The sequence below is a fragment of the Pseudomonas sp. BF-RE-22 genome (assembly GCF_019956155.1).
GTDB lineage: Bacteria > Pseudomonadota > Gammaproteobacteria > Pseudomonadales > Pseudomonadaceae > Aquipseudomonas > Aquipseudomonas migulae.
Window position 1 is genome coordinate 194145 of the sequence record NZ_JAHBDD010000086.1, and the last position, 22467, is coordinate 216611.

Below are 22467 nucleotides of genomic sequence, written 5' to 3' on the forward strand. Positions count from 1 at the left end.
GATTACGGAAACAAAGCGCGCACTCTAACCGCTGTGCTCTACCGGGCGCCAGCCATGGCGCTGAATATCAACACGATTGTTCAGGACACTGACGCCTTCAGAGCGCAATCGTGCGCGTTGCTCGTCCCCTGAAGGACTGCCCACGGGCAGGCTGATCCGACCGCCGGCACCGAGCACCCGGTGCCAGGGCAGTTTGGTGTCGCCGGGCAACTGGCTGAGCGTACGACCGACCCAGCGCGCGGCGCGACCCAGTCCTGCGAGTTCGGCAAGTTGACCATAACTCACGACTTTGCCCTCGGGCACCTGCGCCAGAGTGAGGTACAGCGCCGTGCGTCGGATTTGCGCAGGGCTTTCGGTTTCTGCATCGGCGTCGGTCACATCCGGGATCCTTTTAGGAGCCAGCCAGCTCGCGATGGTCGTTAACGATAACGCGAGCTGTCTGGGAAAACGCGTCGATCCTGAGTTTATCGCGAGCAGGCTCGCACCTACAGTGGCTGACCGTCTGTAGGGTAAATCCTCGATCAGTAATTGAGAAATGAACTCAATAGAGATGGGCGGGTCAGTCCTTGTTAGGGCCTTATTCCTATGGATAATGCCGACTTTTTTCGCAAACTTGAGCCTGTCTTTGCTTATGGTGTCCAGAACCCTGTTGTGCCTCGCTGTCCTGAGTGCTTCCACGCCCTTGCTCGCCGATACCGTGTGGTTAAAGAACGGTGACAAGCTGAGTGGCAAGATCACTCTGTTTGACGGCGGCAAGCTGGTGATCCAGACCGAATACGCCGGTTCGGTTCCAATCGACTGGAAGCAGGTCAAAACCCTGGAGAGCGATCAGGAGTTGCTGGTCAAGCAGGATGCCTACAGCGGTGAGAAGGCCAAGTCGCTGCACGCGGCAGACGACGGCAAGGTGACGCTGGAAAACGGCGAGGCACCGAAGACCGTCGAGCTGGCGAGCATCCAGCAGATTCTCAAGCCCAAGCCGGTGGTTGAGGATCTGGTCTGGAAAGGCAATATCGATGCGGCGCTGGATTACCAGCGGGCGGAAAAGGACACCGACGACTACGATGTCGACTTCAAGACCACTGCACGCCATGGCAGATGGCGGCATATCGCCGAAGGCGAGTACAACCGTGAATTCCAGGATGACGTGGTCACCACCGACAACTGGCGGGGCGAGTACTCGCTCGACCGCTTCCTGACCGAGAAATGGTTCTGGCAGGGTCGCGCGGTTTATAAGCGCGACAAGGTTGAAGAGCTCTCCCGTCAGCGCACCGTCGGTACCGGTCCGGGTTACCAGTTCTGGGATGACGAGCTAGGCGCATTCTCGCTCGGCTCGCTGTTCAACCACACGGACTACCAGTTCTCCGACGGCAGCAAGGACAACTTCTATTCCCTGGCGATGAAGTGGGATTACAACCGCTACCTGATCGGCAAGAAGGTGGAGTTCTTCACCAATGGCGAAGTGGGCAAGCCGTTGTCGGGTGTGGCGGATTATGCGCTCGATGCCGAAATGGGCTTGCGCTACAAAGTGACCGAGTGGGCGTCGCTTAACCTGAAGGCCGAGCGAGACATCATCAGCGGTACAGACGATGCCGATCTGGACAAGACCCGCTACACCGCTGGGTTCGGTGTGGCCTGGTAAATCCATTCGCGGGCAAGTCGGATCGCCGCACCGCTCGCTCCTACAGGTTTTGCGTCGGTATCGGAAATCGCGATCGACGCAAAACCTGTAGGAGCGAGGCTTGCCCGCGAAGGCGTCAGTACTGTCCATAGCGTTTGGATCACTACAAAACACCCACCCACAAAAAAGCCCCGCTTTTAAGGGCGGGGCTTTTTACTAAAGCAAGTACAAGTTAGATAACTTGAACTTCTTCAGCTTGCATGCCTTTCTGACCGCGGGTAGCGATGAAAGAAACCTGTTGGCCTTCTTTCAGGCTTTTGAAGCCGTCGGATTGGATAGCTTTGAAGTGAACGAACAGGTCGTCACCGGATTGTGGAGTGATGAAGCCGAAGCCTTTTTCATCGTTGAACCACTTAACGGTACCAGTTTGGCGATTAGACATGGTGTAACTCCTTGAACAAAGATAACTGCGACTCAGGAAGAACCCTGGCCGAGACTGAGTGCAAAGAGCAGGAAAAATTCTTGTAGATGGTTGGATCGAAATTCAACATATCGTGTAGAGATTCTCAGTGACACAAGCAGCACAGTGGCGCCACCTTAACCCTTTTTCCGGAACGTGCCAATGCTTCCTGCGAAGGTTTCTCTGTTTTCGTGACTGACGGTGCATTGTATTGCCGTCGAGGTCCGGAATTTAAGGGGGATCGCCAAGAATTGTGCCCCGGACTTTGAACCGGCGGCGCGCCCCGGTAAGATGCCGGACAGATTTTTTCCACCTCGCTATTCAGGACACCCGCCATGAGCATCAAATCGGACAAGTGGATTCGCCGCATGGCGCAAGAGCAGGGCATGATCGAACCGTTCGTCGAGCGCCAGGTGCGCGGCAGCGACGATAGCCGAGTGATCTCCTACGGCGTGTCGAGTTACGGCTACGACGTTCGCTGCACCAATCACTTCAAAGTGTTCACCAACATCAATTCGGCCATCGTCGACCCGAAAAACTTCGATGCCGGCAGCTTCGTCGATATCCACAGCGACGTCTGCATCATCCCGCCGAACTCCTTCGCCCTGGCCAGCACCGTCGAGTACTTCCGTATTCCGCGCAACGTATTGACCATTTGCCTGGGCAAAAGCACCTATGCCCGCTGCGGCATCATCGTCAACGTCACCCCGCTTGAGCCTGAGTGGGAGGGCCACGTGACCCTGGAATTCTCGAACACCACCAACCTGCCGGCGAAGATCTACGCCAACGAAGGCGTGGCGCAGATGCTGTTCCTTGAGTCCGACGAAGAGTGCGAAGTGTCCTACAAGGACCGTGGCGGCAAGTATCAGGGCCAACGCGGCGTGACGCTGCCACGCACCTGAGTCAACCGTCTGACAAACCGTGGGAATTCCTGGGCGAGCGTACACTCTATGGGGTGTACTGCTCCGATCTGCGCAAGGCGGATCGGGCCATCGCTCAGGAGTGCTATATGAAGATCGACCCGCGTATAAGTGCCGAACTGGCAAGGCTTGAGCCCAATCAGGTTGGCGTTTTGGCCTGGTCGTTGCTGGCACATCCGCCCATCAGCATGGCGGGGGGCATCCCCGGCCAGCCTGATCCCGATACCCCCAACGAACAACCGACCGAACCCGGTGAGCCGACCCTGCCGGATGAGCCGCCTCCCGCGCCGGTTGTGTGATCAACCACGCGAATGAATGGCTTGTATTTGTAGGAGCGAAGCTTGCTCGCGAAGACGGTGGGTCAGCCGACATCTTTCTCTCCTGATCCACCGCTTTCGCGAGCAAGCTTCGCTCCTACAACAGCTACGTGTTACTTGAGGTTGCCGCTGAGGAACTGCTTCAGCCGCTCACTCTTCGGATTGCCCAGCACGTCTTCCGGCGCACCTTCTTCCTCGACCAGGCCCTGGTGCAGAAACAGCACCTGACTCGACACTTTGCGGGCGAAGCTCATTTCGTGGGTCACCATGATCATGGTCCGGCCTTCTTCGGCGAGGCCCTGGATCACTCGAAGCACTTCACCCACCAGCTCCGGGTCGAGCGCCGAGGTCGGTTCGTCGAACAGCATGACTTCCGGCTCCATGGCCAATGCGCGGGCAATGGCGACCCGTTGTTGCTGGCCCCCGGAAAGAAACGCCGGGTACTGGTCGGCCACGCGTGCGGCTAGGCCAACCTTGTCGAGGTAACGACGTGCGCGGTCCTCGGCTTCCTGCTTGCTGCAACCCAGCACCCGGCGCGGAGCCATGGTGATGTTTTCCAGCACGGTCATGTGGCTCCACAGGTTGAAGTGCTGGAACACCATGGCCAGGCGGGTGCGGATCCGTTGCAGTTCATCGGCGTCGGCCACGTGCATGCCGTGGCGATCCTTGATCATGCGGATGTTCTGGCCGTCCAGGCTCATGGCGCCGTCGTTGGGCTGTTCGAGAAAGTTGATGCAGCGCAGAAAGGTACTTTTGCCCGAGCCGCTGGCGCCGATCAGGCTGATGACGTCGCCGGTGTTGGCCTTGAGTGAAACGCCTTTGAGCACATGATGATCGCCATAGCTTTTATGCAGGCCTTCGATGGTCAGTTTGTACATGGGGCATGCATCCTCAAGGCGAAAGTAGGTAGCCGCTGCGATAGGCTTCGGTGCCCGCGACGTGGGCGATCACCATGCCGGCAGTGGCCATGCGCCGTAGCGAGCGGGCGTACATCAGCCCGGCGACAGTGCAGTGAACGGGGGTGACGAGATCGTTGATCGGGTCGACGATTTCGGCGATCAGTTGCCCGGCCTCCAGGTATTCCCCCGGCAGCGCGGTGAACACCAGCAAACCGCCCACGGGCGTGGCCACCGGTTCGACGGCCGCCAGCGGCGTGGCGGGATACGGCAGTTCCGGCAGTGGCGCCGGTTCGCCGGCGATCGCGCCGAAGTGAATCAGGTAATCGATCAACGCCTGGCAGTCGAGGCTGGCCAACGGGTGATTGACGTCGCCCTGGCCACGCAATTCGACGGTGACCGAGAAGCTGCCGAGCGGAATGTCGAAGTGTTCGCCGAAGCGCTCTTTCAACTGCCACCAGAGCAAGGTGAAACACTCGTCGAACGACTGACCGCCGGAATCGGTGGCCAGCAGACTCGCTTCGGCACCGATGTAGCGGGCCAGCGGCTCGACCTGTGGCCAGGCCTCGGGCGTGGTGTAGAGGTGCGCGACCGCTTCGAAATCGCAATGCAGGTCCAGCACCATGTCCGCGTCACAGGCCAGTCGTTGCAGGATCAGGCGCTGGGATTGCAGTTGAGTGCTGGCAGTCTGTCGCGCCAGAGCCTGGCGCAGGCTGTTGCGAATCAGTTCGAGGTTGCGCTGCGGATTGTCGCCGAGCTGGCCTTCGATCTCATTGCCGACTTCCTCGCTCAAATCGACGAACCAGCGATTGAAGTTCTGCCCGCTTTCGAGCTCGTAGCGGCCCAGCGGTACATCCATCAGCACTTGTTCTAGTCCGACCGGGTTGGCAATCGGTACCAGCACGATTTCGCTGCGCAGGTGGCCGGCGGCTTCAAGCTCGGCCAGGCGCTGTTTGAGGTGCCAGGCGACCAGCATGCCGGGCATTTCATCGGCGTGCAGTGACGCCTGGATGTAGATCTTGCCCTGGGCCGACGTCGGGCCGAAGTGAAAGCTGTGAATCTGTCGTGCGGTCCCCGGCAGCGGGGCCAGCAAGTCATGTATCTGGTGGCGCATGTGCGAAAAGTCCTAGTGGGTCGGCCCGAGGAACGCCAGCCATCGGCGTTCGGCGAGGCGGAACAGGCCGACCAGCGCAAAGGTGACGGTCAGGTAGATCAGCGCGGCGATGCCGAACGACTGGAAGGTCAGGAAGGTCGCCGAGTTGGCGTCCCGCGCGACTTTCAGGATGTCCGGGATGGTCGCGGTGAACGCCACGGTGGTCGAGTGCAGCATCAGGATCACTTCGTTGCTGTAATAAGGCAGCGAGCGACGCAGGGCTGACGGCATGATCACGTAGGCATACAGCTTCCAGCCGGTCAGGCCGTAGGCTTTGGCCGCTTCGACTTCTCCGTGGGCCATGCTGCGAATCGCCCCGGCGAAAATCTCCGTGGTGTAGGCGCAAGTGTTCAGGGCGAAGGCGAGGATGGTGCAGTTCATCGCGTCGCGAAAGAACGCATCGAGTATCGGCTGCTCTCGCACGGCGGCCAGGCTGTAGATGCCGGTGTAGCAAATCAGCAGCTGGATATACAGCGGCGTCCCGCGAAACAGGTAGGTGTAGAACTGCACCGGCCAGCGAATGTAGAAGTGCGGCGACACCCGGGCGATGGACAGCGGGATTGACACCAGGAAACCGATGAAGATCGACGCACTGAGCAGCCACAGGGTCATGGCCAGGCCGGTGATGTTGTAGCCGTCGGTGTAAAGGAAGGGTTTCCAGTATTCCTGCAGGAGTTCGATCATCGTACGGCCTCCCGGGAACCAGCGGCGTAGCGGCGTTCAAGCCAGCGCAGGATGACGTTGGAGGCGCTGGTGATCAGCAGGTAAATCAGCGCAGCCAGCACCAGGAAGTAGAACAGTTGATAACTGCTTTTGCCGGCGTCCTGGGCAGCCTTGACCAGGTCGGCGAGGCCGATGATCGACACCAGCGCGGTAGCCTTGAGCATCACCATCCAGTTGTTACCGATACCCGGCAGGGCGAAACGCATCATCTGCGGGAACACCACGATCCAGAACCGCTGGCCACGCTTGAGGCCATAGGCGGTGGCCGCTTCGACCTGGCCCCGTGGCACCGCGAGAATCGCGCCACGAAAGGTTTCGGTGAAATACGCGCCATAAATGAAGCCCAGGGTGATGACCCCGGCGCTGAACGGGTTGATCTCGATGTATTCCCATTCCATGAAATCGGTGAACGACGTCAACCAGGTTTGCAGGCTGTAGAAAATCAGCAGCATCAGCACCAGGTCCGGCACGCCGCGAATCAGCGTGGTGTAGACCTGCGCCGGGACGCGCACGAGTTTGACTTTTGACAGTTTGGCACTGGCGCCGAGCAGGCCGAGCAACACGGCCACCAGCAGCGACAACGCCGATAATTTGATGGTCATCCAGGTGCCTTCCATCAGCAACGGACCGAAGCCCTTGAGGCTGAAGGCTGAGAGCCCCAGATTTTGTAATAGGTTTTCGAACATAAATCAGCAACCTGATCGGATAAAAAAAGCGCCCATCGCGAGATGGGCGCCGGGCATTATTTGCCGCTGTACAGATTCAGATCGCCAAAGTGTTTCTTCTGAATGGTGGCGTAGGTGCCATCATCGTGTAACGCTTTGATACCTTTATCCAAAAGCGCTTTCAGCTCAGTGTTACCTTTGGAGATACCGATAGCTGTTTTGGCTGGCAGCAATTCGCTGTCAACCGGCTTGCTGACTTCGTAGCCTTCGCCCTTTGGCGACTTCAAAAAGCCCAGTTCGGCTTGCAACATGTCCTGGATCGCGGCATCGAGGCGACCGGACATCAGGTCCGAATACACCTGATCCTGGTTCTGATAGGCCTGGGTTTTCACGCCAGCCTTGTCCAGCACGGCCTTGGCATAGGCTTCCTGGATGGTGCCTTGCTCGTAGCCTACGGTCTTGCCTTTCAGGGACGCGACGTCTTCGGTCAGGCCGGAACCTTTCTTGAACACATAAGCGGTTGGGCCGGAGAACAGCTCGCTGGAGAAGTCGATGACTTTTTCGCGGGCCGGGGTGACGGTCATCGAAGAGATCACACCGTCGAATTTGTTGGCCTTCAGGCCCGGAATCATGCCGTCGAAATCGCTTTCGACCCATTTGCACTTGACCTTCAGCTCGGCACAGATGGCATTGCCCAGATCGATATCAAAGCCCACCAGGCTACCGTCGGCCGCTTTCGACTCGAACGGTGCGTAGGAAGGGTCAACGCCAAAACGCAGTTCTTTGTATTCCTTGGCCAGCGCGGAGCCGGCAGCCATGCACAACGCCAGTGCAGAAAGGGTCAGCAATGCTTTTTTCATTATTCAATCCCTAAGAACCAATATGAGCGCTTGTGGCGCAGAATTATTGTTACTGGAAAGCGTAAGACCTATTGAAAGTAGCAATTTCCGAACCAGAGTCCCGAACAAGCGTTTTAAAAGGTGATTCAAGAAATGGCTGGACGGGATTTATGCACGAAAACGGGCGCCGGGAAATAGCTGCACCGTCATTGAACACGCAGTATGGCTTTTGTAGGAGCCGGCTTGCTGGCGATGGTCGTTAACGATTACGCGCACTGCCTGGTTAAACGCGGTGCATGTGAGTCCATCGCTGCGGTGCGGCGTTCCGGCAAGCCAGCTCCTACAGGGGGGATTGCGTTATTTACCGGGTGTCAGCGTCAACCGCTTGGTCCCGTAGACCTTGTCGAAGTTCTGCGGCTGCATCGGCAGACTCACGTATTGCCCCTTCAACCACGGATCAACGCTGTCGAGGTAATTCGGGCTGGCCGGGTTACCCGACTGGCCGGTACCGTTCTGGCCCATCAACGGTTCGGTCTGGCCGAAATCGACGATGAAGCGCATGGCCGGTGCCAGCGTGGTGTTGAAGTCCTGGCCCCAGGCGAACGCCGCCGTGTTCAACGTGGTGTGATCGCCGCCGGCCGCGAGCGGACCGCGTACGGTCTGGCCACTGGCGTTCTTCCATTCATAGCGGTGCAGTTTGCCCCACTGCCAGGCTTTGTGATCGCCGCCCAACTGACTGTCGCCTGCGGTGATGGCCGCCGCGAGGCTGCGGGCGAGAATCGCCGGTTTGTCTTCTTTCTGCGGTGTGCGTGCGTCATCCCAGAACGGGCTGTCTTCACGCCCCAACAGATGATCGGCCTGCGCCGCGTAGGACAACTTGCCGTTGGCGATAAAGGCTTTCCACGCTGGACTGCTTTCCGGGCCCAGTTCGTCGAGGAAGGTTTGCTTGGCGCTTTCCTGCAGGAACAGCTCGTAAATCGCTGCATCGGTGGAGGTCGCGGCGAGTTTGCCGTCGAACGCCATCAGGCGGGTAAACGCTTCGTGCGCCTTGCCGCGATCGGCGACCGGCAGGGCTTCAATGGCCTGCTTGAGCGGCTGGGCCATGCCCGGCGCTGCAAACATCTTTTTCAGTTTGGCGGCGAACGTGGTGGTCTGATCGTATTGCATGGCGATCACACTGCGGGTGTCGTGTTTGCCCACGCCGGCCAGTTCAGCCATGCGTTCGCCACGCTCCGGTGCCGACCACGAATTGGACAACTGCATGCCGTAACCATGGGGAATGACCCGCTGGTTGGCGGTGCCGAGCCAGCCTTGCGCCGGGTCTTGATCGTACGGGTGCAGCATTGCGTCGGCGTAACCGTCCCAGTCATAACGACCTTCCCAGCCGGGCGATGGCAGCAGGCCTTCGCCTTCGCGGCGGTTCGGGTAACGACCGGTGACTTGCCAGCCAATATTGCTGGCGTCGGCAAAGACCAGGTTCAGGGTGATCGCACGGATTTCACGGCTGGCGTCCGAGGCTTTCTCCACGGTTTGTGCGCGAGACAGGTCGAAAAACGCGTCCAGGGATTTGTCATCGGTGAAGTTCGGTGTTTGCAACGCCAGGCCCAAACCGTTGCCCAGCGCCGTGCCTTTGGCGCTGTTGAGCAGCGGCCCGTGGCGCGTTTCGTACACTGCTTCGCGAATCGGCCGCTGGCCTTTGACGAAATAGGTTTCGTTGCGAACGATAACCGGCTGCCATTTGCCGCCGACTTCGTAGGAAAGACCGTTGCCCTGGCGTTGGATTTTTTCCAGGAACAGGTCCTGGTTGTCGCCCATGACCGAGGTCATGCTCCACGCGACTTTGCCGTTGAAACCGCCCAGCACCATCGGCAAACCGGCGATGGTCACGCCGGACGCCTGGTATTTCGGCGCACGAATCTGCACGTAACTGAACAGCGACGGCACGCCCAGCGGCCCATGGCTGTCGCTGGCCAGCAGGCTTTTGCCGCTGCGGCTGCGTTGCGGGGCAATCGCCCAGTTGTTCGATGATGTGGCGCCCAGCAGATTCAGATCGGACAGTTGGCCGGTGGCTTTGCTGATTTCGGCGAGACCTGGAATCGCCCCGTTGAGCTTGAGGCCCTGAAGTTTTTCGGCTTCGGCCACCGGCAGTTTTTCGTCGGGGGCGGACGGTGTCAGCCACGGGAGTTTGTCGGTGGTGACCGATTGGGCCAGTACCAGCGAGGAAACTTCCTCGGGCAGGTTCGCCGATTGGCTGAAGTTCAGCAGGCAGAAAATCAGCGCTGAATCTTCCGGTTTCCAGTATTCGGGTTTGTAGCCGGTGGCGGTGAGATCGGCCGGCAGCTTGTCGCGGTAGCGGAACAGGTAGGCGTTGACCCCGCGCGCATAGACTTCGAAGAAGCGTTTGAGGCGCGGCGAAGAGGCCTTGTACAACTCGCCGGCGCTTTTCTTCAGGTTGACGGCGCGCATGTAGCGGTCGGCGTCCAGCAGGTCCGAACCGGACATCTCCGACAACCGGCCTTCGGCCAGCAGGCGCAGGGTGACCATCTGCGTGATGCGGTCGCTCGCGTGTACATAGCCGAGGGTGAATAGCGCGTCGTGGAAGCTGCTGCTTTCGATCAACGGCACGCCCATGGCGTTGCGGCGCACCGAAACGTTTTGCGCCAGACCTTTGAGCGGCTGTACGCCGGTGGTGGGCGGGAGTGTGTCTTGGGCGTTCCAGGTCTGACAACCGGACAGGCTCAAAACACCGGCCACTGCTGCGGCAACGCCGAACCGGGGAAGAAAATGTGTGAGGGCTGGCGAGGCCATGGCAAAGCTCCTGCGGGGGGGTAGCGTCAGTAAAGGCGCTACGTTAGAGAGCAGGAGGTGGCCGCGCAAGCAGGGTAGGGGGTTATTTCAGGATTTGTCGGATAAACCGTGATGGTTGGGGTTGATGCTGTTGTTTTTTGGTTCGGAGTACATATCCATTCCTGGGGTTACGGCTTCTATTGGTTTCGCCCTTACGGCGAGTCACTTGGAGAAGCGCCAAGTAACCAAGCGCTTTTGCCCCTTTCGTTCGGCCCTTCGCTAAGGCTCAGGGTCCCCTCGCTCCGGTCCTGCTCCGTGGGCCCGCCGCCATCGGCCATCCATGGCCGGGGGCGGCTAACCCGGCATCCATGCCGGGTTGCCCACTGCGCAGAACCTCCACTCGGCCTCTCGAGGGGGCGACTACCGCCACAGCCGCCGAGGCGGCCTGAAAGCCGACCTGGCTCATCAATCGTGCGCACTCTCCCGCATCGTGGTGCGCCACTCATTCCGGACCTGTACACCGATCCTCTGTAGGAGCCGGCTTGCTGGCGATTGCGGTGGGTCAGTCGACGCATTTACTGACTGGAAGGGCGCCATCGCCAGCAAGCCGGCTCCTACAGGGATCGGGTTCACACGGTCGAAGTTGTAGGAGCCAGCTTGCTGGCGATGGACGTCAACGATAACGCGTACTGTCTGAATGAACGCGTTGTCCGGTCGTTTTTCGCGGGCAAGCCTCGCTCCTACAGGAAATCGCGTTTGCTTTTGCTTTTCACCACTCATCAGGCCGAGCGTTAGCTCGCCTTCCGCTTTTGATCTGAGCGCGCCCTCGAGAGGCCGGAGCGAGGCACCGAACGAAAGGGGCAAGAGCCCTTGGTTACTTGGGGCTTTTCCAAGTGACTCGCCGTAAGGGCGAAACCAATAGCCGCCGTTACCGAAGAACCGGATATACACCCAATCGATCACTCTCAAGCCTTAGCCGAATTCACCTTGCTGTATTCGTTGCGGCATCGTGAAGTTCAGACAGCAACCGCGAACATCAGATCGTCCCGTTTGCGATCGAGGACTTGCCTGTAGGAGGCGGTGATGCTCAAGTGCGTGAAACTCAATGACCTCGCGTGAGAAAAGTCAGCATGGAGCTCAAGATCAACGCAGCACTGATCATCATCGATCAACAAAAAGGCATTTTGGAACCAAGGCTTGGCCGGCGAAATAACCCTCAGGCCGAGGCGCGGATCCTGGATTTGCTGGGGCTATGGCGGCGAACCGGGCGGCCGGTGATCCACGTACAGCACCTGTCCCGTTCACCGGACTCAGTGTTCTGGCCGCAGCAATCGGGCGTGGAGTTTCAGGAGCGGTTCCAGCCATTGGCCGGCGAGCAACTGATTCAGAAACAGGTGCCGGATGCGTTTTGTACGACGGCGCTGGAGGCAAGTTTGCGCGAGGCGGGGATCGATCAGTTGGTCATCGTGGGCGTCGCGACCCACAACTCGGTGGAGTCCACGGCGCGAACGGCCGGTAACCTGGGGTTTGATACGTGGGTGGCGGAGGATGCGTGCTTCACGTTCGACAAAGCGGATTATTTCGGCAATGCGCATTCAGCTGAAGAGGTGCATGCGATGTCGCTGGGCAATCTGCACGGCGAATACGCCACGGTCGTCAGCAGTGCGCTGATCCTGATGACCGACTGAATGACTGTAGGAGCGAGGCTTGCCCGCGAAGAAGATGACGCGGTTTGCCTGAATAATCGCGGTGCCTTTTTCGCGGGCAAGCCTCGCTCCTACAGGGGATTGTGTCATTCACGAATCCAGTGTGGGAGCGAGACCGGCTTGCCGGCGAAGCGATTCAACAGGCGATGAAAAACATCGTCCGAAGCATCAAGCGCCGTGGCACTTCTTGAATTTCTTGCCGTTGCCGCACGGGCAAGGGTCGTTGCGGCCGACGTCCTTCAGGGCGTTGCGCACCGGCTCCTGGTGAGCGTGGCCGCAGTTCGGGCCGTGGACATGGCCATGGTCGTGATCATGGTGGTCGTGATGGTCATGATCGTGGTTGCAGTCAGGGCCATGGACGTGGGGTTGCTGGGTCATCGGGTGTGCTCCGGAATTAAATCGGCGGGGATTATCACGCCTTTGCGCGCCAGGTGCACGTAGTGCGCGATGAACACACCGGTTTCCAGCTCACCTTCCAGGCGATAGGGGATAGGTTGCTCGGGTTTTTTCAACAGTTTCACCAGATCCCGCACCTTGGGCCACAGGTTGGTGCGGATCGGCACCTTGAAATACGCGCTGTGCTTGGGGCCGACCGTAAACCAGTGTTCGTGCTCGCCTTCGGTCAGCAACATATCGCCCAGGTGAATCCGGTATTCGAGGCCGCGCACCGTCAGGTCGCTGTCGCGCGGGTTGTCGACGCGAAAGAACAACAGGAAACGTTGCTCCATCAGTTTCGCCCGGACCACTTCGACCTTGACCAGATGCACTTCAGGTTCCGGTTCATCGTCGCTGAACCAGGACGCACAGCCGCCGAGTCCGAGAAACAGGAGCAGGGTGAGCGTATGCAGGACGCGACGTCGGCTGATCATGGTTGTGTTTCTCCCTTGATCCCCAGTCTAGCCCTTCACGAATCACCTCAACTGGCGAAATACCCCGCGCAACACTTCTTGAATTTCTGCCCGCTGGCACATGGGCAGGCATCGTTGCGTCCGGCCTTGAGTGGCACAGTGGGGTCGATGAAGTACCAGTGGCCGGCGTTCTGCACGAACGACGAGCGCTCGCGGTGGCTGTGTTCGCCGCTGCCATCGTGCCAGCGTGCGGTAAAAGTCACGAACGCGTGTTCCGGTTGACCGCCGAACACCTCGGAGCTTTCCACCTCCAGGCCGAGCCAGGTGCTTTGCGCGCTCCAGTCGCTGATGGACTGACGATCAAGGCCGGACTGCTGCGCGGGCAGGGTGGTCGCTACCAGGTAATCGATCAGGCCCAACACATAAGCGCTGTAGCGCGAACGCATCAACGCTTCGGCACAAGGCGCCGGATGCCCGGCATGGTAATGACCGCAGCAGGCGTCCAGCAGGGTGCCGCTGCCGCAAGGGCAAATGGATGTACTCATTGCGTTACCACCAGTATTTCCCGAAGTTTTCCGGATTGGCCCAGAACCGTGAGTTGAGCCAGTCGGGGACTTGTTTGTAGTCAAGCAGATCGTAGGTGAACAAGGTCAGTACTTGTTCGTCGCGCTGGAAGCGTTCGCTGGCTTGCAGGGCCAGGGAGAAAAAATCTGTCTCCTGCCAGCCACTGGCCGGCAAATCCGCCAGCACCGCAATGCGACTGGCATTGAGGTTGCGGATGCCGCCGAGCAAATTCAGGCCATCGCGTTTGGGCAAGTGTTCGAGGCAATCGACCACCAGCGCCAGATCAAATCGGCGCGCCGCCAGTTCGGCCGGCAACGGTCCAGGCGCCGCGTGGGCGACGCAGGTGTCCGGGTGCGCCAGCTTGAATGCTTCCAGCGCGGGGAATTCGCTCGCGCCGATCAGCAACAGGCGGAGCGGGGCATAACGATCCAGCAAAGCGGCCAGCGCCTGCTGGGGCGTGCGCGAAGAAATACCTGAAATCATCGAAGTTCCTCAATCAGAGCGCCAAGACTAGCCTGCCCGAAGGTCCAGATATAGAGCGCCGTCGCGCTAAAAGTGTCGATCAGCCGTGAACACTGGATAAAACTGCAATGGCCTATTGCTGGCGGAGATTAAAGCTCGGGTCTTTACTACCTGAATCGGTTCTAAGCCGATCCCTCAGGAGAAAACTAGATGAGCATAGTTCGGACAGCATTACCCTTGGTTCTGCTAACCAGTGTGTTGACTGGTTGCGCAGGTTTGCAGAAAACCGACTGGCCGACCTGTGCGGCAGTCGGCGGTGTAATCGGTGCGGGTCTCGGCGCGACCGAGAGCTCGGCATGGGCAGGGTACGGCGCTCTGCTGGTTGGCGGTACGGCCGCTGCCTATTGCTGGGTTCACGGTGATGGCGACGAAGACGGCGATGGCGTGCCGGACAGCCGCGACAAGTGCCCGGGCACGCCTAGAGGCGTGAAGGTCGATGCCGACGGTTGCCCACCACCAGTCCCTGCGCCAGTGGTTGAAGAGGCGGTTGTGGTCAAGGAAGAAACCATCGTCATCCGCGATGTTCACTTCCAGTTCGACAAAGCCACACTCACCCCTTCTGACAAACAGGTGCTCGATAAGATCGCCACTCGTTTGAAAGCTGAAGCCCCTACTGCTCAGTTGACCGTTACTGGCCATACTGACAGCGTGGGCAGTGATACCTACAACCAGAAACTGTCGGATAAACGCGCTCACTCGGTGGTTGAGTACCTCATTCAGGAAGGCGTGCCGCGCAGCAACTTCGTGTCTGTTTCCGGTGCCGGTGAAAGTCAGCCGGTGGCCGATAACAAAACCGCCGACGGCCGTGCACAGAACCGTCGCACCGAAATCAAAATCCAACGCTAGATCCCTCGCATCCGTGGCTTGTGCAGTCACGGATGCGGGTCTTTACTCCTGTGTAACCGGCGTCGGCCGGTAACACAGGAGCTTTCACCATGAGCCTTCTCACACGGACCGTCTGGCCGGTTGTGCTGCTTGGCAGCCTGTTGACCGGTTGCGCTACTCACAGCGATGGCACTGCCCCCCTCAATCAACGTACCTGGCCGATCTGCAGCGTTATCGGTGGCCTGGTCGGTGGTGGCCTGGGCGCTATCGAAAGTGGCGGTTGGGCGGCCGGCGGAGCGGCGCTTGGTATCTTGACCGGTGGCCTGATCTGCTACGCGCAGGATGGCGACGAAGATGGCGATGGTGTCTTCGATCGACGCGATCGCTGCCCGGATACGCCGGCCAATACTCCGGTCGAACATCACGGTTGTCCGCTGCCGCAATACCCGGCCAGTGTGAATCCCGCTGAACCTGCACAATCTGAAGTCATCACCCTGAGCGATGCGGGCGATGTGTTGTTTGCGTTCAACAAATCCGACCTGACACCCTCGGCGCAAAGTCAGCTGGACTCGTTCATACCCAAACTGCAAAGCGCCGATGTGGTCAGCATCAAAGTGATCGGCCACACCGACAGCGTGGGTGACGACGCCTATAACCAGGCACTCTCGGAGCGACGCGCCAGCAGCGTGGCCGCTTACTTGCTGGGCATGGGCCTGGCGCCCGGCAAACTCACCAGCGAAGGCCGGGGCGAAAGCGCGCCGGTGGCCGATAACGAAACAGAAGAAGGCCGCGCGAAAAACCGTCGCGTGGAATTGCACATCAATCGCTGAGCCCCGTGATAGAGCCGTCGGCCAATGATTGCAGTGGCGCCGACGGCCATTCGGCGGCCTTCATGAAGAATTTTCCGTTGCCCTCTGGCTTATCCCGCGTGGAAGCCGTTACTGTGCGTGCAAAGAATAATTCTCAACGGGGGGGCGTATGAAGGTGTTTTGGGGGCTGGGTAAGCTGTTGACCCTGCTGTTCTGGCTGGTGGTGTTGGTCAATCTGCTGATGCCCTTTGTCAATCCGCTGCACCTGTTGGTCAATCTGGCCGGCGGCCTGCTGGCGTTCCTTCATCTTCTTGAGGCGGTGTTCTGTTTCCGCAGTCTCCGGGGCCGCGCCCACCCTTGGCGTGATCGCTTGAAGATTGTCTTTTTCGGTGTTTTCCACCTGCAAACCATTCCGGCTCCTGCCGTACCGAAGGCTTCCCATGCGTAAACTCTGTCTGCTCGCCGCACTCGTCAGCCCATTCGCCTGCGCCCAGGTGGTCAGCGTCGAAACCAACTCGCTGATGCGCTTGCCCAATACCACCAGCACCTTGCAGCTGGAACGCCTGGAAGTGGCCGATTACGGCACGTTGCTGATTCCCTCGAACGTGACCGAAGTCAGCGTCGGCGAATTGCGCCTGGGGCGTGAAGCGCGGATCGCCATCGTGCCCGGCGAAACGGCGCTGGAGTTGAAGGTCAGCCGCGCCCAATTGTCCGAAGGCAGCCAGATTACCGCTCGCGGTGCACCGGGTACTTACCTCAAGGCGGCTCGCTCGGGACGTAACCTGAATGTGCAGATCAAGGCACTGAATGCACCGCAGTTGGTGGTTGATGCTCGCGGCGGCGCAGGTGCACCGGGGTTTGTCGGCCTCGACGGCGCCAATGGTCAGGCACCGGGTTGCACCTGGGGCCAGGCCGGTCGCGGGGCCGATGGCAGCGATGGCAGCGACGGTCAGCCGGGTGCGCCGGGTGCGCTGGTCAGGCTGGAAGTGCCGCGTGATTATCCGGCGGAGCAGATCAAGGTTCAGGTCGCCGGCGGTGCGGGTGGTCTGGCCGGTCCTGGCGGTAAGCCGGGGGCGGGTGGCAAGGCCAAGGGGTGCTTCGTCTACAAGGCCGATGGCGGCAAGAGCGGCAAGCCTGGCGTTGACGGCCAGCCGGGGCCTGCAGGCGCGGCGGGTTCGGTGACGGTTCAAAGGTTGTAAGTGGTTTCGGACAATTTCGTCGTCTGAACGATTGCCTTCGCGGGCAAGTCGGATCGCCGCACCGCTCGCTCCTACAGGGATCACGCTGTCCATTGTAGGAGCGAGCGGTGCGGCGATCCGACTTGCCCGCGAAGCTTTTAGCTTTTAGAACATCGGCCGAGCCGAGGCGATGGCCACCAGCACCAACCCCACAATCAGATTAATCCCCACCAACCGGCGAATCCTCCCCAGCACCGCAGCCCCCGTCGGCCAATCCTGCGCCGTCACCGCCGTGCGCAATTCCGGCAACAGCAACGCCTGAATCCGGATAAACAGCGCGGTCATCACCACGAACAAGCCCATCATCACCTGCACATAACGTGGCGCGGCCTCGAAACCGCTGTACTGCAAATGAATCATGCCGACACCGCTGACCGGCAACAGCACCACCGCGATCCAGACCCAGCGGAAAAAACCTTGAAACACTTCTACCCACAGCTTCAACCGGGCCGGGCCTTCCAGCGCCTTCATCGCGGCCGGACGCAAGACCATCCAGGCGAAAAACATGCCGCCGACCCACACCAGGGCGGACAGGACATGCAGGGTGTAAACGATGCCAAAAGGTGTCATTGGGGTACTCCGTTCTGCGCGGGATTAATTAGCGCGGTATGATAGCCGCCGAACCGAACCACTGAAAATTTATCCAGCGTTTTTTGCGCCCGACAATCCATGATCAGCACTGAACTCAAAACCACGATCCAGGGCGCCTACTCGCGTTTTCTCGAAGCCAAGAGCCTCAAGCCGCGCTACGGCCAACGCCTGATGATCGCCGAAATTGCCAAGGTCCTCGGTGACATCGACACCGACGACGAAGGCCGGCGCAGTGGCGACCCCGCGATTGTCGCGGTGGAAGCCGGCACCGGTACCGGCAAGACCGTGGCCTACAGCCTTGCGGCGATCCCGACTGCGAAAGCCGCCGGTAAACGCCTGGTGATCGCCACGGCCACCGTGGCCCTGCAAGAACAGATCGTCTACAAGGATCTGCCCGACCTGATGCGCAACAGCGGGCTGAATTTCAGCTTTGCCCTGGCCAAGGGCCGGGGGCGCTACATGTGCCTGTCCAAGCTCGACATGTTGCTCCAGGAAGGTCACGCACAAACCGCTACCGCGCAGTTGTTCGAAGAAGAAGGCTTCAAGATCGAGGTCGATGAGGCCAGTCAGAAGCTGTTCACCAGCATGATCGAGAAGCTCGCCGGCAATAAGTGGGACGGCGACCGCGACAGTTGGTCCACCGCCCTGGAAGACGCCGATTGGGCGCGCCTGACCACCGATCACAGCCAGTGCACCAACCGCCATTGCCCGAACTTCGGCCAGTGCGCCTTCTACAAGGCCCGCGAAGGCATGGGCAAGGTTGACGTGATCGTCACCAACCACGACATGGTCCTGGCGGACCTGGCCCTTGGCGGCGGCGCCGTTTTGCCCGATCCGCGCGACACCATCTACGTGTTCGACGAAGGTCACCACCTGCCGGACAAGGCCATCGGCCACTTCGCCCATTACACGCGCCTGCGCTCCACCGCCGACTGGCTGGAAACCACCGCCAAGAACCTCACCAAGTTGCTCGCCCAGCATCCGCTGCCGGGCGATCTGGGCAAGTTGATCGAGCAGGTGCCGGAACTGGCCCGTGAGATCAAGACCCAGCAGCAATTCATGTTTACCGCCTGCGAACAGGCTGCCGATTTCAAACCCGGCGAAGACGTCGAAGGTCGCGAACGGCCACGTCACCGCTTCGTCGGCGGGGTGATTCCCGAGCACATGCGTGAAATGGGCATCGAGCTGAAAAAGGGGTTTGCCCGTCTCACAGACCTGTTTACCCGGCTTACCGAGTTGCTCAAGGAAGGCATGGACGGCGAGGTCAACATCGGCATCGCCAGCAACCAGGCCGAAGAGTGGTATCCGCTGTTCGGCAGCCTGTTGTCGCGCTCTTCGGGCAACTGGGAGTTGTGGGTCGCATTCACCGCCGAAGACCCGGAAGACAACCCGCCCATGGCGCGCTGGCTGACCCTGGCCGAAAGCGGCTCGCTGTTCGACATCGAAGTCAACGCCAGCCCGATCCTCGCGGCGGAAATGCTCCGGCGTAATCTGTGGAACGTGGCTTACGGCGCGCTGGTGACTTCGGCGACCCTGACTGCACTCGGCACCTTCGACCGCTTCCGCATGCGTGCCGGGCTGCCGAAAAAAGCCGTGACCGCCGTGGTCCCGAGCCCGTTCCATCACGCCGATGCCGGCGTGCTGCGGGTGCCGGACCTGAAAGCCGATCCACGTGATGCAGCGGCCCACACCGCGGCGATCATTCGTGACCTGCCGCAACTGGTTGAAGGTTCGCGCGGCACGCTGGTGCTGTTCTCCTCGCGTAAACAGATGCAGGACGTATTCGACGGTCTCGACCGCGACTGGCGCAAGCAAGTGTTCATTCAAGGCAACCTGTCGAAACAGGAAACCCTGAACAAGCACAAGGCGCGCGTCGATGGCGGCGATTCCAGCGTGCTGTTCGGCCTGGCGAGTTTCGCCGAAGGGGTCGACTTGCCCGGTGCGTACTGCGAGCACGTGGTGATCGCGAAGATTCCATTCTCGGTGCCCGATGATCCGGTCGAAGCGGCACTGGCCGAGTGGATCGAAGCGCGGGGCGGCAATCCATTCATGGAGATCTCCGTACCGGACGCCTCGCTGAAACTGGTCCAGGCCTGCGGTCGCTTGCTGCGAACCGAAGAAGACCGCGGCACCATCACCTTGCTCGACCGGCGTCTGGTCACCCAGCGTTACGGCAAAGCGATCCTCAATGCGTTGCCGCCATTCCGTCGAGAAATTTCCTGATACGACGGTGGGCAAATCTGCCCACCGCGTTGTCTATCTCTCTGCCATCGCTTTTCCACTGGCCATTGTTGGTCGTTAGGGAGATTTTCGTTCTCATGATTCGCCGTTCGTTGCCTGCTGTTTTTGCCTTGTTGTTCACCACGCCTTTGCTCGCCGCTCCCGCAGGCCAGCAGACGCTGTTCAACTTTGTGCGCCCCGCCGACGTGGTCCAGGTGGCGACTCAGGACGCCAGCCTGCCGCAATCCAATGCAGAGCAAACGGCCGAAGGCGAAGTGCTGCGCCGGGTGACGTTCAACCCGGTGGCCCAGCCAACCCTGCGCCTGACCCCGCAAACCGGGGCCTGGGACTGGTCGCAGTCCGGCGTGATGAGCCTGCGTATTCAAAGCGCAATGAACTGGGCCGTGACCCTCTACGTGAAAATCCAGAGCAACGACGGCAAGACGCTGATCAGCCGCGTCGATCTGCCGGCCGGCCCTGCGCAGACGCTGCTGGTGCCGTTGCAGCCGAGCTCGCCGCTGAGCCTGGGCATGAAGGCCGGTCCGCCGATGCCGATGACTGTCGACGGTCAACGCATCCTGTTGGCCAGCAGCGCCGGTGAGCTGGATCGCAGCCAGGTGGTGTCGGTGACGTTGTCGATGGATCAGCCGAAAGTCGCGCAAAGTATCCTGCTGGAACGCTTTGGCGTGCAGGAAGGCGAGGCGGTCACCCAAGCCGTTTATGGCGGCCTGGTGGACGCTTTCGGTCAGTCGACCCGGACCAAGTGGCCGGAGAAGGTCGGCAGCGACGAGCAACTGAAAAGCGCCGCCGCCAAGGAACAGCAACAAACCAAAACCTGGCTGGCCGAGCGCGAGAAGTCGTCGCTGGACAAATTCGGGGGCTGGATAAAAGGCCCGACGTTCAAGGCCAGCGGTTTTTTCCGCAGCGAGAAACGTGACGGTCGCTGGTATCTGGTGACCCCGGAAGGCCATCCTTTTTATTCGCTCGGGGTCAACACCGTTGCGCCGGACGTCAACCAGACTTACATCGCCGGTCGCGAGTGGATGTTCGAATCGCTGCCTAAACCCGAAGAACCGCTGGCCAGTCACTTTGGCGAAGGCGACAACCGGGGTGGCAATGGCGTCGATCAGGGCCGAGGCTACAACGCCGGGCGCTGGTACGATTTCTATGGCGCGAACCTGCAGCGTCTGTATGGCGCCCCTTGCACACCGGGCAGCGACACCAAGGCCGGTGTTGCCGAAGCGGCCAAGGCCGACGCGGTTGAGGCGACGGTCGAGAAGACCGCTGAACAACCCGTCGTTCCTTCCACGGCCGAAGCCGGTGTTGCCGAAGCCGCCAAGGCCGGCGCAGAGGACGCGACCGTCGCGAAAGCGGTCGAGCAGAAACCCGCCGAACCTTGCACCGCCGTGATTGATGAACAACGCTGGGCCAGCCACACCCTGGATCGCCTGCAAGCCTGGGGCTTCAACACCATCGGCAACTGGAGCGCCCCGGAGCTGGGCAACGCGGACCGCGTGCCCTACACCTTGCCGCTGTCGATCGTCGGCGATTACGCCAGCATCAGCACCGGCACCGACTGGTGGGGCGGCATGCCTGACCCGTTCGACCCGCGTTTCGCCATGGCCACCGAGCGCGCCGTGGCCATCGCCGCCCGCGATCATCGAGACGACCCTTGGCTGATCGGTTACTTCGCCGACAACGAACTGGCCTGGGCCGGTCCTGGTGACGACCCGAAAGCCCGCTACGCGCTGGCCTACGGCACCTTGAAAATGACCACCGACGTGCCGGCCAAACGCGCGTTCCTCAAGCAACTGCGCGACAAGTACCGCAATCAGGCAGGCCTGTCCAAAGCCTGGGGCATCGACTTGCCGGCTTGGGAATTGATGGAAGACCCGGGCTTCGTGCCGCCGCTGCCAAGTGCTGAGTACCCGGAAATCGAAGCCGACTTCAAATACTTCCAGAAGGTCTTCGCTGACACGTACTTCAAAACCATTTCCGACTCGCTCAAGTGGCACGCACCGAATCAGCTGCTGCTGGGCGGCCGTTTCGCCATCAGCACCCCGGAAGCCGTGGAATCCTGTGCGCAGTATTGCGATGTGCTGAGCTTCAACATGTACACCCTGCAACCGCAAGACGGTTACGACTTCGCCAAATTGCGCAGCCTGGACAAACCGGTGCTGATCACCGAATTCAACTTCGGCTCGGCCGATCGCGGCCCGTTCTGGGGCGGCGTGACGCAACTGGCGAAGGAAGAGGATCGTGGCCCGGCTTACGCCAACTTCCTGAAACAGGCACTGAGCGAGCCGTCGATTGTCGGCGCGCACTGGTTCCAGTACCTCGATCAACCGGTGACCGGTCGTCTGCTGGACGGTGAAAACGGGCACTTTGGTTTGGTCGGCATTACCGATCTGCCGTTTCAGGGCTTCGTCGAAAGCGTGCGCAAGAGCAACCTGGCGGCCGTTGATCAGTTGGGCAAAGAGGCCGAGAAGGCCAAGGCTGAAGCGGATAAAGCCAGCCACGATGCCGAAGGCGGGCGAAAAGCTGAAGCCGGCAAGGGCCCGGGGAAGGGCGCCGGGCAGGCGGGTGGGCATTCGGGGAATGGTCATTAAGGCCTGATCTACTGCGTTATCGTTCTTCGCGGGCAAGCCTCGCTCCTACAGGTTCGGTGGTGCTCCTGTAGGAGCGAGGCTTGCCCGCGAAGGCGTCCTCAAAAACACCATGAATTCCAGATCCAATAGATCGGCAATCCGACCGCCCGGCCCAACC

General features: G+C 60.3%; 23 protein-coding genes. 10 read left to right on the forward strand and 13 right to left on the reverse strand.

Features of this window, described 5'->3' with window-relative positions:
* Positions 1-24: 24 nt before the first annotated feature.
* A complete protein-coding gene (locus KGA82_RS28145; RefSeq protein WP_008030054.1) occupies positions 25-378 on the reverse strand; it encodes an MGMT family protein in 354 nt (117 codons plus the stop codon).
* 253 nt (positions 379-631) lie between these two features.
* Here KGA82_RS28145 and KGA82_RS28150 point away from each other — a divergent pair, with 253 nt between their 5' ends.
* Entirely contained in the window at positions 632-1639 is a 1008-nt protein-coding gene (locus KGA82_RS28150) for a DUF481 domain-containing protein (protein ID WP_008039264.1), read from the forward strand.
* A gap of 211 nt (positions 1640-1850) precedes the next feature.
* On the opposite strand, the gene KGA82_RS28155 is transcribed toward KGA82_RS28150, so the two are convergent.
* Positions 1851-2060, reverse strand: coding sequence for a cold-shock protein (locus KGA82_RS28155; protein WP_002554837.1), 210 nt, complete (start codon positions 2058-2060; stop codon positions 1851-1853).
* Between the two features lie 353 nt (positions 2061-2413).
* Here KGA82_RS28155 and dcd point away from each other — a divergent pair, with 353 nt between their 5' ends.
* Positions 2414-2980, forward strand: a complete 567-nt coding sequence (dcd, locus tag KGA82_RS28160) for a dCTP deaminase (RefSeq protein ID WP_008030058.1) — start codon at positions 2414-2416, stop codon at positions 2978-2980.
* Positions 2981-3087: 107 nt separating this feature from the next.
* Entirely contained in the window at positions 3088-3297 is a 210-nt protein-coding gene (locus tag KGA82_RS28165) for a hypothetical protein (RefSeq protein ID WP_084321795.1), read from the forward strand.
* A gap of 131 nt (positions 3298-3428) precedes the next feature.
* Here the strand turns inward: KGA82_RS28165 and KGA82_RS28170 are convergent, their stop codons facing one another.
* From KGA82_RS28170 to KGA82_RS28195, 6 genes are all read right to left on the reverse strand, one after another.
* Complete coding sequence (locus tag KGA82_RS28170) at positions 3429-4193, reverse strand: ABC transporter ATP-binding protein (protein WP_008030062.1); 765 nt, start codon at positions 4191-4193, stop codon at positions 3429-3431.
* Between the two features lie 13 nt (positions 4194-4206).
* Entirely contained in the window at positions 4207-5325 is a 1119-nt protein-coding gene (locus tag KGA82_RS28175; protein WP_223453227.1) for a succinylglutamate desuccinylase/aspartoacylase family protein, read from the reverse strand.
* Positions 5326-5337: 12 nt separating this feature from the next.
* Positions 5338-6048, reverse strand: a complete 711-nt coding sequence (locus KGA82_RS28180) for an ABC transporter permease (protein WP_008030066.1) — start codon at positions 6046-6048, stop codon at positions 5338-5340.
* Positions 6045-6773, reverse strand: a complete 729-nt coding sequence (locus tag KGA82_RS28185; RefSeq protein ID WP_008030068.1) for an ABC transporter permease — start codon at positions 6771-6773, stop codon at positions 6045-6047. Before KGA82_RS28185 ends, KGA82_RS28180 begins: the two co-directional genes overlap by 4 nt.
* A 56-nt stretch (positions 6774-6829) precedes the next feature.
* Entirely contained in the window at positions 6830-7612 is a 783-nt protein-coding gene (locus KGA82_RS28190) for a transporter substrate-binding domain-containing protein (RefSeq protein ID WP_223453228.1), read from the reverse strand.
* 336 nt (positions 7613-7948) lie between these two features.
* Positions 7949-10399 (reverse strand): penicillin acylase family protein, encoded by a 2451-nt coding sequence (locus tag KGA82_RS28195; RefSeq protein WP_223453229.1) that lies wholly within the window; start codon positions 10397-10399, stop codon positions 7949-7951.
* Between the two features lie 1109 nt (positions 10400-11508).
* Between KGA82_RS28195 and KGA82_RS28200 the strand changes: the two genes are divergently transcribed.
* Complete coding sequence (locus tag KGA82_RS28200) at positions 11509-12066, forward strand: cysteine hydrolase family protein (protein WP_223453230.1); 558 nt, start codon at positions 11509-11511, stop codon at positions 12064-12066.
* Positions 12067-12252: 186 nt separating this feature from the next.
* Here the strand turns inward: KGA82_RS28200 and KGA82_RS28205 are convergent, their stop codons facing one another.
* Genes KGA82_RS28205 through KGA82_RS28220 form a run of 4 tightly spaced genes read right to left on the reverse strand, consistent with a single transcriptional unit; the run spans position 12253 to position 13979 of the window.
* Entirely contained in the window at positions 12253-12462 is a 210-nt protein-coding gene (locus tag KGA82_RS28205) for an SEC-C metal-binding domain-containing protein (RefSeq protein ID WP_007906737.1), read from the reverse strand.
* Entirely contained in the window at positions 12459-12953 is a 495-nt protein-coding gene (locus KGA82_RS28210) for an LEA type 2 family protein (RefSeq protein ID WP_008040830.1), read from the reverse strand. The genes KGA82_RS28205 and KGA82_RS28210 overlap by 4 nt, the downstream gene beginning before the upstream one ends.
* A gap of 47 nt (positions 12954-13000) precedes the next feature.
* Positions 13001-13477 (reverse strand): YchJ family protein, encoded by a 477-nt coding sequence (locus KGA82_RS28215; protein ID WP_008040831.1) that lies wholly within the window; start codon positions 13475-13477, stop codon positions 13001-13003.
* A gap of 4 nt (positions 13478-13481) precedes the next feature.
* A complete protein-coding gene (locus KGA82_RS28220) occupies positions 13482-13979 on the reverse strand; it encodes a DUF6231 family protein (protein ID WP_008031670.1) in 498 nt (165 codons plus the stop codon).
* Between the two features lie 189 nt (positions 13980-14168).
* Between KGA82_RS28220 and KGA82_RS28225 the strand changes: the two genes are divergently transcribed.
* The 4 genes from KGA82_RS28225 (at position 14169) to KGA82_RS28240 (ending at position 16851) form a co-directional block, all read left to right on the forward strand.
* Complete coding sequence (locus tag KGA82_RS28225) at positions 14169-14864, forward strand: OmpA family protein (RefSeq protein WP_008031669.1); 696 nt, start codon at positions 14169-14171, stop codon at positions 14862-14864.
* Positions 14865-14953: 89 nt separating this feature from the next.
* Positions 14954-15673: an OmpA family protein gene (locus KGA82_RS28230; protein ID WP_223453231.1), complete on the forward strand. Its 720-nt coding sequence runs from the start codon at positions 14954-14956 to the stop codon at positions 15671-15673.
* A 148-nt stretch (positions 15674-15821) separates the two neighbouring features.
* On the forward strand, positions 15822-16100 hold the full coding sequence (locus KGA82_RS28235) for a DUF1145 domain-containing protein (RefSeq protein ID WP_008031667.1): 279 nt from the start codon (positions 15822-15824) through the stop codon (positions 16098-16100).
* Complete coding sequence (locus KGA82_RS28240; protein WP_223453232.1) at positions 16093-16851, forward strand: collagen-like protein; 759 nt, start codon at positions 16093-16095, stop codon at positions 16849-16851. The genes KGA82_RS28235 and KGA82_RS28240 overlap by 8 nt, the downstream gene beginning before the upstream one ends.
* 144 nt (positions 16852-16995) lie before the next feature.
* On the opposite strand, the gene KGA82_RS28245 is transcribed toward KGA82_RS28240, so the two are convergent.
* On the reverse strand, positions 16996-17460 hold the full coding sequence (locus KGA82_RS28245) for a CopD family protein (RefSeq protein WP_008031665.1): 465 nt from the start codon (positions 17458-17460) through the stop codon (positions 16996-16998).
* A gap of 99 nt (positions 17461-17559) precedes the next feature.
* On the opposite strand from KGA82_RS28245, the gene dinG reads away from it, so the two are divergent.
* Complete coding sequence (dinG, locus tag KGA82_RS28250; protein WP_008031664.1) at positions 17560-19704, forward strand: ATP-dependent DNA helicase DinG; 2145 nt, start codon at positions 17560-17562, stop codon at positions 19702-19704.
* Between the two features lie 95 nt (positions 19705-19799).
* Entirely contained in the window at positions 19800-22310 is a 2511-nt protein-coding gene (locus KGA82_RS28255; protein WP_223453233.1) for a beta-agarase, read from the forward strand.
* Positions 22311-22467: the final 157 nt, after the last annotated feature.

Bases quoted from the DNA above. Each gene is read 5' to 3' on its own strand.
- KGA82_RS28150 (WP_008039264.1), top strand. From the start codon at position 632: ATGGTGTCCAGAACCCTGTTGTGCCTCGCTGTCCTGAGTGCTTCCACG.
- KGA82_RS28155 (WP_002554837.1), bottom strand. From the start codon at position 2,060: ATGTCTAATCGCCAAACTGGTACCGTTAAGTGGTTCAACGATGAAAAA.
- dcd (WP_008030058.1), top strand. From the start codon at position 2,414: ATGAGCATCAAATCGGACAAGTGGATTCGCCGCATGGCGCAAGAGCAG.
- KGA82_RS28165 (WP_084321795.1), top strand. From the start codon at position 3,088: ATGAAGATCGACCCGCGTATAAGTGCCGAACTGGCAAGGCTTGAGCCC.
- KGA82_RS28170 (WP_008030062.1), bottom strand. From the start codon at position 4,193: ATGTACAAACTGACCATCGAAGGCCTGCATAAAAGCTATGGCGATCAT.
- KGA82_RS28175 (WP_223453227.1), bottom strand. From the start codon at position 5,325: ATGCGCCACCAGATACATGACTTGCTGGCCCCGCTGCCGGGGACCGCA.
- KGA82_RS28180 (WP_008030066.1), bottom strand. From the start codon at position 6,048: ATGATCGAACTCCTGCAGGAATACTGGAAACCCTTCCTTTACACCGAC.
- KGA82_RS28185 (WP_008030068.1), bottom strand. From the start codon at position 6,773: ATGTTCGAAAACCTATTACAAAATCTGGGGCTCTCAGCCTTCAGCCTC.
- KGA82_RS28190 (WP_223453228.1), bottom strand. From the start codon at position 7,612: ATGAAAAAAGCATTGCTGACCCTTTCTGCACTGGCGTTGTGCATGGCT.
- KGA82_RS28195 (WP_223453229.1), bottom strand. From the start codon at position 10,399: ATGGCCTCGCCAGCCCTCACACATTTTCTTCCCCGGTTCGGCGTTGCC.
- KGA82_RS28200 (WP_223453230.1), top strand. From the start codon at position 11,509: ATGGAGCTCAAGATCAACGCAGCACTGATCATCATCGATCAACAAAAA.
- KGA82_RS28205 (WP_007906737.1), bottom strand. From the start codon at position 12,462: ATGACCCAGCAACCCCACGTCCATGGCCCTGACTGCAACCACGATCAT.
- KGA82_RS28210 (WP_008040830.1), bottom strand. From the start codon at position 12,953: ATGATCAGCCGACGTCGCGTCCTGCATACGCTCACCCTGCTCCTGTTT.
- KGA82_RS28215 (WP_008040831.1), bottom strand. From the start codon at position 13,477: ATGAGTACATCCATTTGCCCTTGCGGCAGCGGCACCCTGCTGGACGCC.
- KGA82_RS28220 (WP_008031670.1), bottom strand. From the start codon at position 13,979: ATGATTTCAGGTATTTCTTCGCGCACGCCCCAGCAGGCGCTGGCCGCT.
- KGA82_RS28225 (WP_008031669.1), top strand. From the start codon at position 14,169: ATGAGCATAGTTCGGACAGCATTACCCTTGGTTCTGCTAACCAGTGTG.
- KGA82_RS28230 (WP_223453231.1), top strand. From the start codon at position 14,954: ATGAGCCTTCTCACACGGACCGTCTGGCCGGTTGTGCTGCTTGGCAGC.
- KGA82_RS28235 (WP_008031667.1), top strand. From the start codon at position 15,822: ATGAAGGTGTTTTGGGGGCTGGGTAAGCTGTTGACCCTGCTGTTCTGG.
- KGA82_RS28240 (WP_223453232.1), top strand. From the start codon at position 16,093: ATGCGTAAACTCTGTCTGCTCGCCGCACTCGTCAGCCCATTCGCCTGC.
- KGA82_RS28245 (WP_008031665.1), bottom strand. From the start codon at position 17,460: ATGACACCTTTTGGCATCGTTTACACCCTGCATGTCCTGTCCGCCCTG.
- dinG (WP_008031664.1), top strand. From the start codon at position 17,560: ATGATCAGCACTGAACTCAAAACCACGATCCAGGGCGCCTACTCGCGT.
- KGA82_RS28255 (WP_223453233.1), top strand. From the start codon at position 19,800: ATGATTCGCCGTTCGTTGCCTGCTGTTTTTGCCTTGTTGTTCACCACG.